Origin of the sequence: Paenibacillus wynnii (assembly GCF_000757885.1) — a bacterium.
Classification (GTDB): domain Bacteria; phylum Bacillota; class Bacilli; order Paenibacillales; family Paenibacillaceae; genus Paenibacillus_AQ; species Paenibacillus_AQ wynnii.
In genome coordinates this window covers 985,669-997,648 of sequence record NZ_JQCR01000002.1, presented here as the reverse complement: position 1 = coordinate 997,648, position 11,980 = coordinate 985,669, and the positions used below count along the sequence as shown (strand labels likewise).

At 46.0% G+C, this 11,980-nt stretch carries 11 protein-coding genes; 6 read left to right on the top strand and 5 right to left on the bottom strand.

The genetic code is table 11. The annotated features are described in order from the left end of the window. Positions 1-53 precede the first annotated feature (53 nt). Positions 54-182 carry a DUF6254 family protein gene (locus tag PWYN_RS29970; protein WP_240479699.1) on the top strand — a complete coding sequence of 43 codons (129 nt, stop codon included), beginning with the start codon at positions 54-56 and terminating at the stop codon, positions 180-182. A 57-nt stretch (positions 183-239) separates the two neighbouring features. Here PWYN_RS29970 and PWYN_RS07075 read toward each other — a convergent pair whose 3' ends face one another. Both PWYN_RS07075 and PWYN_RS07070 read right to left on the bottom strand, forming a co-directional pair. After that, entirely contained in the window at positions 240-692 is a 453-nt protein-coding gene (locus PWYN_RS07075; protein ID WP_036649870.1) for an AraC family transcriptional regulator, read from the bottom strand. A 177-nt stretch (positions 693-869) separates the two neighbouring features. Next, positions 870-1,880, bottom strand: a complete 1,011-nt coding sequence (locus tag PWYN_RS07070; RefSeq protein WP_036649867.1) for a substrate-binding domain-containing protein — start codon at positions 1,878-1,880, stop codon at positions 870-872. Between the two features lie 424 nt (positions 1,881-2,304). On the opposite strand from PWYN_RS07070, the gene PWYN_RS07065 reads away from it, so the two are divergent. Both PWYN_RS07065 and PWYN_RS07060 read left to right on the top strand, forming a co-directional pair. After that, positions 2,305-3,714, top strand: a complete 1,410-nt coding sequence (locus tag PWYN_RS07065; protein WP_036649861.1) for a deoxyguanosinetriphosphate triphosphohydrolase family protein — start codon at positions 2,305-2,307, stop codon at positions 3,712-3,714. 140 nt (positions 3,715-3,854) lie between these two features. Beyond that, complete coding sequence (locus tag PWYN_RS07060) at positions 3,855-5,630, top strand: methyl-accepting chemotaxis protein (protein WP_036649858.1); 1,776 nt, start codon at positions 3,855-3,857, stop codon at positions 5,628-5,630. Positions 5,631-6,036: 406 nt separating this feature from the next. Here PWYN_RS07060 and PWYN_RS07055 read toward each other — a convergent pair whose 3' ends face one another. After that, positions 6,037-6,993, bottom strand: coding sequence for a D-2-hydroxyacid dehydrogenase (locus PWYN_RS07055; protein ID WP_036649855.1), 957 nt, complete (start codon positions 6,991-6,993; stop codon positions 6,037-6,039). 91 nt (positions 6,994-7,084) lie between these two features. Between PWYN_RS07055 and thpR the strand changes: the two genes are divergently transcribed. From thpR to PWYN_RS07040, 3 genes are all read left to right on the top strand, one after another. Further along, complete coding sequence (gene thpR / locus PWYN_RS07050) at positions 7,085-7,690, top strand: RNA 2',3'-cyclic phosphodiesterase (protein ID WP_036649852.1); 606 nt, start codon at positions 7,085-7,087, stop codon at positions 7,688-7,690. Between the two features lie 75 nt (positions 7,691-7,765). Next, positions 7,766-8,629: a cell wall hydrolase gene (locus tag PWYN_RS07045; protein ID WP_036649850.1), complete on the top strand. Its 864-nt coding sequence runs from the start codon at positions 7,766-7,768 to the stop codon at positions 8,627-8,629. A 58-nt stretch (positions 8,630-8,687) separates the two neighbouring features. Continuing rightward, entirely contained in the window at positions 8,688-9,371 is a 684-nt protein-coding gene (locus PWYN_RS07040; RefSeq protein ID WP_036649847.1) for a metal-dependent hydrolase, read from the top strand. Between the two features lie 137 nt (positions 9,372-9,508). Here PWYN_RS07040 and tnpB read toward each other — a convergent pair whose 3' ends face one another. Beyond that, complete coding sequence (gene tnpB, locus PWYN_RS07035; RefSeq protein WP_052087810.1) at positions 9,509-10,630, bottom strand: IS200/IS605 family element RNA-guided endonuclease TnpB; 1,122 nt, start codon at positions 10,628-10,630, stop codon at positions 9,509-9,511. Positions 10,631-10,793: 163 nt separating this feature from the next. Further along, a complete protein-coding gene (locus PWYN_RS07030; protein ID WP_036649845.1) occupies positions 10,794-11,975 on the bottom strand; it encodes a UDP-N-acetylglucosamine--LPS N-acetylglucosamine transferase in 1,182 nt (393 codons plus the stop codon). Between the last annotated feature and the right edge of the window lie 5 nt (positions 11,976-11,980).

Here is an 11,980-nt window from a genome sequence, read left to right as displayed (position 1 = left end):
TAGCATTCTAATACTGTAGTACATGATGCATTTCCAGAGGAGGCTTGCCCGAGATGAGTCAGCAGAAGCGTAGAAAAGAAGCTGGGTGGAAGTCCCGTAAGCAGGATCAACATCCCCATGGTGAAATTAAGTCGCTGAAAGAGCTTTCCAGCGAGTATGATGCGGAACATACTACGTCTTAACCTATTTCAAAGGGTAGGCTACCGATTTCATTCGGTAGCCTATTTGGGCTGCCTGCCTTACGATTTTACAGGTACACATATCTCGCAATAATCGTTGTCAATCAGATCACTGGTGTATCTTTCGAGAATTGGTTTGTTGTCCATTTGATATCCACTATTGTGTAAGTACGGGAAAATTTCAGCCCATGCTTTTTGAATATCTTCCGCTGTATGTTTGACTTTGCAAGTAACATACTTCCCATCAGAAACTTCACTTTCGCAAATGGAATTATCCATTTGATAATCGTTTGAAAGGACAATACAAGCATCATATCGACAGTTTTCAGGAAGTGTAGACTCCGGGTTGTCTTGCGGAATTCCGAGTATGATTGCAGATTCAACAAGTAGATTCTTCTCCTTTGCCCATTTTTTCAACTGTTCCATGGCTGTGATGTTTCCAGGACCATATGGCCCCACTTGCCGCACATACGCGATGCGATATTTCGGGAGAATTTCGACTTTAATATTCATATCTTCTTCATCCTCTCTGTATCAGATCTAATACATTTCGAATGCTATCATGATATAAAAATATAATCATTTTCTTTTTTGAAATTCTAAAAAACAGCGGCAGTCAGGACTTTATTAACGTCCATGGCTACCGCTGTTTTATTAGGGTCTATTAATACTCGGTGTTGAAAACATCAACTAAACTAACGTTTCATGTACAACATTTCCTGATGCGCTTAAGTCATACCCGTGGATGGAGCCTAGCTCGCTTCGGAAAGCGGATGAACGCAGAATTTCAATAACAGAGCGGATCCACGGCATATTCTCCGGTTTTTTTAGCATGACCAGATCGTATTTCTCTTGGATAAGCGGGATGAAATCAACGCCATCCACAATTTTGGCCGCTTTCTCAATCCCGATGCCAATGTCGGCCTCGCCTCTGGCCACCTTACCGGCTACCGCCAGATGACTGTTCTCTTCGGTTTCATAGCCTCTCAGAGTCGCTTGAGATATTCCGAGCAGCCGCAGTTGTTCATCAAGCAGAACACGGGCACCGGACCCCCGCTCACGATTAATAAGTCTGAGCTCTGCCTGCTGCAAATGAGTCCATGATGTAATTCCTTTGGGGTTGCCTTTCTGCACGTAGAATCCGGCACTCCGTGTAAGCATGTGGATCACAATATAGGGGAAGCCTACTAACAGCTTACGGATGTAAGGTAGATTATACTCACCCGTATCACCATCCAGCAAATGTGTACTGACAATATCCGATTCTCCATGATACATAGCAATCAGACTGTCCAAGCTACCGGCGTAGGAACGAAGGGGGCGGTCCGACGGCAGGCTGCGCTCCAAATAGGTCGCCAATATATCCAGGGACATATCTTGTCCGGTGATTACGATACTGCGTCCGGATGACTTATTGAGCGGGGACGAAGCCGAAAGCACAGGTAAGTCCTGAACAGGAGAAGGCTCCGCTACTGAAGGGGGAACTGCAGAAGAAGTTACTCCGGTAGCAGTATTCTTGGCAGACTGGCTGCTTCGTGAATGCTGCTTATACGTCTCCAGATCTGAGGCATCAACACGCATTTGTTTGCCCACCCGATAGGATGGCAGCTCCCCTTTTTTGATCAAGTCATATACTTTCAATTTGGATATCTTCAGCAGTTGGGCGATTTCTTCGGTCGTATAGGATATATCCTGAGACATTACGTTCCTCCTGAGGGATAACGGTTATATTTTAATGGAATAAAACGTGATTTAACTGTATTCTGTACACTTATTTTCCGGGATTATCAACCCATATGAGTTTAGTTGTAGTTTATACAGCTATTCCCAAGGAAACCCCCGCTTTTCGCCTTTTCCAAGGAAAATAACTGCAAAAAGTACAATTAAAGCTGCGATTTGAGGCAAATGCGATCTTTTAAGTGTACAAACTACAACTATTCTGCAAGACGCCTTCGGATGAATCCGTAGAAAGCTTTACTTATGGAAAACACTACTCTATTTACTTCAAGGGTGCAATAAGCTGTAATTGGCGGTCTGCATAAAATTTGTTTTTAACGTGAAACTTTTTACGAAAATGACTTATAATGAATAACAAAATATGTTTGGACAGATTGGGGTGGCGGATATGACATTGATTGAGAAAAGAGAACACCGACAGTATCCGGAGATTACCCGCCTGGAAACTTCACGAGCCGCCTATGAGCGCGATTATTCACGTTTGATTCATTCGCCGACCTTCCGTCGGCTGCAGGGTAAATCTCAGGTGTTCGGCGCAGGAACGGGGGATTATTACCGTACACGCCTAACCCATTCACTGGAAGTGGCGCAGATCGCCCGTGAAGCGGCCAAAAGCCTGCTGCGTTCTTATCCGGAGGTGGAAACAGGACAGGCTAAGAACCCTGGACTGGTCATAGATCCGGAGGTCGTAGAGTGTGCAGCCATTGCACATGATTTCGGCCATCCTCCCTTTGGGCATAAAGGGGAAGAGGTATTGGACAGCATTCTGGATAATCTTATTGAAGAGAAGGCTAACCAGTCGGCGATAATAACCGGTGCGGAACCTAAGCAAAGGCAGATTATTCATGAGAATATGAAGCGCAAGTATGAGCATTTTGAAGGCAACGCCCATAACTACCGTTTGATTATGTTTCTGGAGAAACGCGAGAATATTGATGGGCTCAACTTATCTGATGCGGTGCTGCTGGGGATCAACAAATATCCTTTTCCCGGTACGGTGCTTAAAAAGGGCATGTACCTGCATGAATGGGACTATATCTCGGAGATTCGCAGCGAATGGAAAATACCTGACGGTAAAAAAACGCTGGAAGCCCAGCTCATGGATCTTTGCGATGATATCGCGTATTCGGCACATGATTTGGAGGATGGCATCAAGGCGGGCAAAATTGAGGTACATGATCACTTCATGCATGATCCCTATATTCAACGGCTGATTGTTGAGAAAATAACCACACTTGAGGATGCCTTCTGGGAGAATTGGAAGGAGGATGGAATCCGAGCCAAAGTGGAGGAGGTACTTACTTCGTTCCTGCGCGTATGGACGGAGAAAATGCCGACCTGTGAGAATGATTACTCCCGTACCCGCCGTGAGGTAAAGGCTTACTGGGTCAGTACCTTTGTCGCCAGTCTGGGTGTGATTGCGGATGGGGATTGGAAAAAAGTTACCTTCATTAAGGAAGGTAAAGAGGATGACGATATGCTGCGTACAGTGAGTGTCCTGAAGAGCTTTGCTTGGGTGACCATGATCCGGGATTTGCGTGTACAAAGGCTGCAAAAACGAAGTGAATGGATTTTACGGCGGCTGTGGAAAGCCTTTCTGGATCCCGATACCTCTAAATCTATTTTGCCGACCGATTGGCTGCAGCGGTTTGAGAAGGACCAACGCCAAGCTAAACCGATCTGGACCTGGGAGCATATGGTAATTGACTATATTGCCGGGATGACGGACGCTTTTGCCGAGAAGATATACAACGAGCTATATGGGCTGAAGGTAGGCTCGATTTATGATTTAGATTAAGCCGTTAGAGATTTGATTAAAGTTCTGGACGCTGCCTGCCGAAATATAGGAGGGGGCGTTTTTTTATGCCCTTTTATGAAACTGAAATGAAAATAATGTAAACGACTTTGTTTTTAATCGGCTTAGGAGGCGCAGCACAGATGGAACTAGGATCAAAACTCAAAAATGCAATGTCTGGATTCTCGAAAGAAAAGTTTAAGGAAGCCATAACCGTCAATAACAAAAGTATTGGCTACAAAATCGCTGCCAGTTACGGCATACTGGCATTTCTTGTTTTGGTCATGGGTTTAAATGCTCTTTTTCAAACGTATGGCATGCAGAAGAATACCTCGGATATTATTAAAAAGACAATGCCTGCACTAGAACATATTCACGATGTGAATTATTATACGGAGCATATTATGGCTTTGAGTTTGCAGCATATTCAGAGTTCTGACCAGGCAAGTAAGAAGAAACTGGACGAGGAGCGGAACGAGTATATTCGCAAGGTTTCCGAAGCAATAGATAGTTATAAACAATCCATTCGGGAGCCTAAGCAGCAGGAGCAGTTCAAATCTATGAACCGCAAATGGGATGAATACATGACCATTAATAATCATGTTATTACTCTGAGTTCATCAGATGATAAGGAATTAGCGTTGGAAGTTTCCAATAAGGGGATCATTGCCTTTAATGCTATGAAGGTAGATTTGGAGGACTTTGTGAAGCTCAGTCAGAAAGAGGCTGAAGCAAAGGGAGAGCTATCGGTAAGCATCTTCCGTTCTTCGCTTATTATGATAGGTATTGCTATTGTTATTGTTCTAATTATTATTGCGCTTATTAATATGTACTTCCGTCGAACGATGATTAATCCACTGCTAAGAGTTACAGGACATCTTCGTAAAATTGCAGATGGAGACTTGACGGTGGAGGACACCTTTATTCCTAACCTTGATGAAATTGGGGTATTGGCAAAAACGGTCAACGGAATGAATAGAGCCCTGCATGATATCGTTAACCGGATCAGAGAGGTATCCAACATTATCGGGGAGCATAGTGAGATACTGGTTCAATCTATTCTGGAAACGAAGGAGGGAGGCAGTCAGATCGCTTCCACCATGGAGGAGTTGGCCCAAGGCGCAAGCAGTCAGGCAGAAGCCGCAGTAGATGCTACCAGGGCGTTGGAGGAACTAAATGACTTGATCGAGGCTGCTTCAGGCAGAGGTACAGAGCTGTCGCAACATTCGCAGCAGGTATTGCAAAAAGGAGATAGAGGAAGCGCCCTGATGGAAAGCTCTGTGGCTCAGATGGGGCAAATTGCTGAGGTTGTATCTCAGTCCATGGAGACTTTAGCTGAGCTCAATCGTAAGAATGAGGGGATTTTCCGTCTGGTTGGGTCGATCCGATCGATCTCTGAACAAACCCATCTGCTGGCGATTAATGCGGCTATTGAGGCGGCTCGAGCAGGCGATAGCGGTCGCGGCTTTGCAGTGGTTGCCATGGAGGTGCGCAAGCTTTCGGAGGATGTTCAGCGAACCGTTTCTGAGATCACAGGAATTACGCAAGGAATACAGCATGACTCTAAAGCCGTAGTTAACCATTTGCAGAATGGAGTCCGTAAGACTGAGGAAGGTAGCCGTCAAATCATGGAGACCGGGGAAGCGCTGGCCGAAATTAACAGATCCGTTAACGTAATGGCGGAGACGATTATTGAAGTCGGTAATGACCTGGAGCGCATGCATCAGTCCAGTGAATCTATGAACGAGTTCAGTCACCATATTTCCGCCTTGTCCCAACAGTCAGCGGCAGCCGTTGAGGAAACCTCAGCCTCGGCTCATCAGCAGCTTCATGCTACCGGAGAAGTGGCCTCGGGTATGGAATACTTAAAGTCGCTATCCATCGAACTAAAGGAATCGGTATCGCGGTTTCAACTGTAAATGGAATAAATTATAATATAAAATTGCTGACCGCTTTGCCCCACACAAAGGTGTAGCGATTGGCATTCGCCTCGATTTTGGTTGGGTGGTACCTCCATTTTACCAAAGGGGCGATTTCTTTTTGTGATTTTAAAGAAGATTGTAGAAAACTTTTTCTGCTCAAAGCAGCGGAGAGGACGGACTGATTGCGGAAAAGCGGTAGCGGTCGCCTTGCTCTCCGGATTTTTACCGCTAAGGGAAATAAATAAAATCTGGAGAGCACAGCGATTGTAGCAACGGTCCGTTCGCGCAGCGTCCACACCAAGTGCACAAGTCAATCCGACTCAAAAACAGCGGTGCCGTCCCTAGCAGCAATTTCATGGCTTATGGGACAGCCCCTTCTTTGTTCTAAAGAAGCTTGAGACTGCTAATATTGCCGATTATAATCTACAACATTGCGTGAAGGTGAGCCTTCACGAATATAAGAATTTATATTCTCCACAAAAATATCAACCACCCGCTCGGAATATCGATCGGTATTCCCGGCGCGATGCGGAGTGATGATAACTTGCTTCATATCCCATAGAGGATGATCATGCGGCAGCGGCTCGGTCTCAAATACATCCAGACCTGCTCCGCGGAGCTGCCCGCTGTTCAAGGCATCCATCAGATCCGTGGTATTAGTAGTATCACCCCGCCCAATATTGATATAGTAGGAGTCCTGTTTAAAGGAGGCGAAAACTGATTTATTAAATAGATTACGGGTCTCGTCCGTTGATGGTAGTGTGTTAATAACAAAGCTTCCTTCACGAACGGCTTCCAGTAAGTGATCTGTGGTATACATCCTATCAAAATCAGGCAGGGCGGAACCGGAGCGGCTGACACCAACAGTCTTCATGCGAAAAGCCTTGGCAATTCTTGCGGTTTCGCTTCCTATGGCACCTGTTCCTACAATAACCGCTGTTTTATCCGTCAACTCGCTTTCGCTGCCGTCTGATCCCCAGTGGTGAGCCTCTTGATTACGGATGGCTGTGTGCAGGTTGCGCGTAAACATCAGCATATACCCAAAAATCACCGCAGAGATCGGCTCGGCATGCACTCCGCTGGCGTTCGTCAAAAAAATGCCGTGTTCTTGAAATCGTTGAAGCGGTAACCTGTCAATCCCAGCGGACCAAGTCTGCACCCATCGCAGCGGTGAACTTGGAGCAAGCATTGTATCCGCGATGCCTTTGGCCCAACCCATTACAATTTCCGCTTGGCCAAGCAGCTGTAAATCAGGACTCTTAGGATCGCACTGTACTAAGGTATACCCGGGGGCATTTTCCCGGATATTCTGTTGCTCTTGTGGTGTCAAAGTATGAAAACAAACAATTAATTTAGTCAAATAGGTGTCCCCCCTGGTTGTTGTGGGAAAGATGAAATTATAAAGTTTATGTAATAAGGATATCAAATCTGCGGAAAAAGGTGAAATGGCGATGGAACAAAGAGGGATAGATAAAGACTCCGAAAGGTTGTTTATTGCAATCCGGTTACCCGAAGAGCTTCGTGCAGCCTTGGGTCAACGCTGCGGGAGATTGGCTTCTGAGCTGGAGTTTTCCAAATGGGTACATGCTGAGGATTACCATATTACTCTACAATTCCTAGGAGATACTGCACCTGGAAAAATTCCGGCTTTAATTGACGCTCTAAAAGCCGCAACCGCAGGATTCACTCCTTTTAAATTGTCAGTACAACAATGGGGCACGTTCGGGCCGTCCTCTTCCCCACGCGTTCTCTGGTGTGGAATTACCGGTGATTTAATGCCGCTGCACAAGTTGCAACAAGCTGTAACCTCTGCAACCCTTCCTCTGGGCTTTATTGGTGAAGAACGGAAATACAGTCCCCATATCACTTTAGCACGGAAATATAAGGGAGAGCGTCCTTACAGCTCGGGGCTTCTTCAAGCATTACAGAACACGGAACCAGGTGCGGATGAAGGCATCGAAGATGTGCCCTGGACCGTTGATTCCATGGTTATATTTGTTACCCGAATGAACAAAAGTCCAATGTATGAGGTGGTTGAAAAAATTTCATTTTTTTAGAAAATCGACATACATGTTTTCAAACCTCCCATTTTCGGTTACATAGAAGAGGAATGTGCTGATAGGAGGAATTATATGTTGATATTTAAACAAAGCCGCTATATTGCGCTGCTGCTTGGCGTTATTCTAGTGTGCTTCTCTGCAATAGTTTTAATGAATGAAGGGATAGTCTCGGGGGAAAAGCAGAACAGAATACAATTGGTGAAACTGCAATCCTCGGGACTGACGGCTAACTCGCCGTTGACTTTGATAGAAAAAGAAGATCCAAAGAGGACGGGGAACGAAGTTCTCACGAAATTAGATAGATTAGCGGCAGTTCCCTTTAACTCCTCATGGAAAACAGTAGGGAAAGCGGAGTGGATCAATGCCGGGGATTTCATAACCAAGAGCAGACCAGCCCCTTCAGTTGTACCGGTGAAGGCTGCTGTAATCATAATTCCTCCTGCAAAGGGGATTCAGGCCGTAAGCAAAAAGGTCACAGCATCTCAGCAACATCCCCCCACTATCTTATTCTTCACACGGACGGAGCTATTAAGCCAGGAATTGCAGGATAAGGCGACCTGGCAATACGCGGTATCCGAGGAAGATATGCTTCTGCTGCAGAAAATAGTAATGGCAGAGGCAGAAGGCGAACCGTACCAGGGCAAAGTGGCAGTAGCCAACGTTGTTCTGAATAGGCTGCGGTCAGCCAATTTCCCAGACACAATTAAAGAAGTGATTTATCAGAAAAGCCAATTCAGTCCTGTAGCCAATGGGCGTCTTAAACGTGTAAAGCCTAATCAGGATAGTATTAATGCTGTCAATGCGGCGCTTTCCGGAGTTAAAAAGGTTGAAGATGATACTTACTTTTTTCTCTCGTTGAAGCTTGCCCAAGACCTTACCGTGCATCACACCCAGAAATATGCCAAAACCATTGGAAATCATACCTTCTATAAATAGTTCATTCTCGGGATATAGGGTAAACTAACTATATAAACCGGAGGTGGAATCAGAGCTTATGAAAATAACGTATTACGGACACTCCGCATTGCTTGTCGAATCTTCAGATGCAGCGGTAATCATGGACCCTTTTTTGTCAGGTAACCCGAAATCCGGGATTTCACCGGAAGAAATTAAGGTAGATGCCGTTCTACTTACCCATGGCCATTCGGATCACCTGGGAGATGCCATAGAAATCTCTAAAAACAACAATTGTCCTATCTTTGCGGTATTTGAGCTTGCGGAATATTGCAGAATTAAAGGGGCACAAGTCAAGCATATGAACATCGGTGGATCCCATACCTATTCAGGAATTACAGTTAAGTATACTCCAGCCATTCATTCATCTTCCTTTCAGGATGGGGACACTTGGATCTATACCGGACAGGCAGCAGGAATCTTATTGACCATGGGCGGCAAAACTTTGTATCACGCCGGGGATACAGCCCTATTCGGAGATTTGAGACTGATAGGAGAAAGAAATGCCATTGATATTTCGGCACTTCCTATTGGGGATATGCTGACGATGGGTCCTGATGATGCGCTGTTGGCTGCGCGCTGGCTGCGGGCGGAGAAGGTTATTCCACTGCACTATAATACGTTCCCTGCTATTGCTCAGGATGGTGCTGATTTCTGTGATCGTTTGCAACAAGAAGGAATTGTGGGCTTCCCGCTGCTTCCAGGGGAAAGTATAGAAGTTTGAACACTCCCGCCACCTGTAGAGGTGGAGGATTCTTGGGTAGTGCTTCCAATGAAGCAGAGTTATGATAATTCTATTTCCCAACATGGAAAATCGAATCCCAAGCGATCCCTGTGGTTCCCACAGTTGAATGTATCCTACTATTTAGACATTTGTATGATGTTGTGTGCAGCATTCTCATCCCGATCATGAAGTGCATCACAAGATGGACAGGTCCACTGCCTCACCGAAAGGTTTTTCACTTCTTGGTTGATGAAGCCGCACACATGACAAGTTTGGCTGGTGGGTGCGAAGGTGTCAGCCATCTTAATCGTCCGCCCGTACCAACTCGCCTTGTATGTAATTTGGCGTTTAAACTCGCTCCAGGATGCATCGGCAATCGATTTCGCCAACTTATGATTTTTGAGCATATTCGCAACACGAAGATTTTCAATACTGATCGTTTGGTTTTCACGGATCAGCCTGGTGGTGAGTTGGTGCAAAAAATCATGGCGACCGTTCGCAATCTTCTCGTGGATTTGGGCAACCTTCTGCTTGGCTTTAAACCAATTGGAGCCACCTTTCGTGCGACGAGCCATGCGGCGTTGCCAGAAGGCTAACTTCTTCTCGTAGTGGCGAAACCACTTTGGATTGGCCTCACGTATTCCATCGGAGCAGACCGCAAACTCCTTGAGTCCAAGGTCTATGCCAATCTCCTTGTTGTTCTGCGGCAGGGGATGTATGTCAACCTCACAGACAATGGATGCAAAATACTTGCCAGCCGCATTTCTTCGAACGGTGGCAGAAAGGATTCGTCCCTCTAAGGCTCGGGAGTTGGCAAACCGAACCCAACCGAGCTTCGGGAGCTTAAGTTTGTTTTCTTTCATTGCAATGTTGCCGTTGGTCTGTTTCGTAGTATAGCTTTGCACGGGATGCTTACGGCTTTTAAACCGTGGAGCCTGATTCTGTTTTTTAAAGAACCGATCAAAGCTATCTGCTACGTGTCGAACGGCGGATTGCAAGGCAATACTATCCACCGTTTTGAGCCACTCAAATTGCCCTTTGAGAGCAGGAAGTTGTGTGGCACAAGTGTTGTAGGATAAGCCCTTTCCAGTTGTCGCATAGGTATTGTTCCATAGTCCCAAGAAATGATTGAACACAAAACGGCAACAGCCAAACATCTGATGGATGAGTTGCTGTTGTTCCTTTGTCGGATAGATTCGGTACTTATAAGCTTTATGGACACGTTTTTGTGTACCAGAATCTTGATCCGATGACAGCATGCCACACATCCTCTTTCAAAAGAGTTATAGGGATATATTAGCACATATGTTCGGTTCCTTAAACCGCCGATTCATCCCCAACCTATAGAGGTAGGGGTGTTCTTGGCTTTATTGATAAAAAATAGGCAGACCCGGGATTGTTCTTCGGGCCTGCCTATTTCTTTTAGGTAACAATTGCAGCTTCTTCATTTCGGCTCTGAGCCCGCTGAGATCTGGATTCGGTTGAAGTGACGGGATTACCAAGCATTTCAAGCACGGTAGAAGCGCAGTGACCCGGTTGATGCCGATCCGGAGCGAGGCGCCGTTTTCGCTGTTCCTCTAAAGCCGCATATTCACGAAGCATCATAGTGTACCATTTATCCACTACGGCTGAATCGAGCACTTCTGCCAACCCAAGTTCGACAAAATACTGGCAGTTCTTCTCCTCCTGGCCTGGAATAGCCTTGTAGAAAAGCATTGGAATTCCCTTGGCCTGGCCCTCTGTGCATGTCATACCTCCGGGTTTGGTAATAAGGAGGTCCGACGCATCCATAAGCTTGTTGATCTCACTGCTGTAGCCCAGAATTTTTACATTCGGATGACGGAACAAGGGATTGCTTCGCATTTTAGCAACACGTTTGTTATTGCTTCCCATACAAAAAATAAGTTGAATATCATCTACCCTGGCCGTGAGCGAGTTCATAACATCTTTACCGAACATCAGGCCCCATCCTCCGCCCATAATAAGCACGGTGGGAATATCGGCAAGACCCAGCTCCTTGCGCAGCTGCGTTTTGTTCGAACGCTCCCAGAACTTAGGATGCACAGGAATACCAGTCACGGTCACAAGTTCCGGAGATATTCCCCGTCCGGTGAGAATGGACTTAACTCGTGAGGTGGAGACTAGATAGCGGTTCACCTCTGCATTGACCCAACTGCCATGCGCATCATAGTCTGTAATCAGCGTATAGAGCGGCACATCTAATCCGCGTCGCTTCAATCGGGAGATGACTGCGGCAGGGATTGGATGAGTACAGATAATTAAATCGGGCTTAAGCTGATCAATGACCTGTGAGGCATGTGTATAAAAAATCCGGTGAAGCGCCAGCTTGGTCAACCGGTTCAGTGATTTATGATATTGTGTCTTATACATCATGCCGACCAGCTTAGGCTGGCTGCTGACTGTTTTTCTGTAGGCGGAAAGAATCCATGGAGCAACTGTAGGGTTAAGAAATTTACCCAGCTCAATTACTCTGCATTGGACATCCGGGTTCAGCAGCTTTATACCTTCGGCGAGAGCATAGGCTGCCCCTGTGTGGCCCGTCCCGAAGCCTTCTGAAAACAGCAGTACTCTTTTCTTTCGCATAAGTT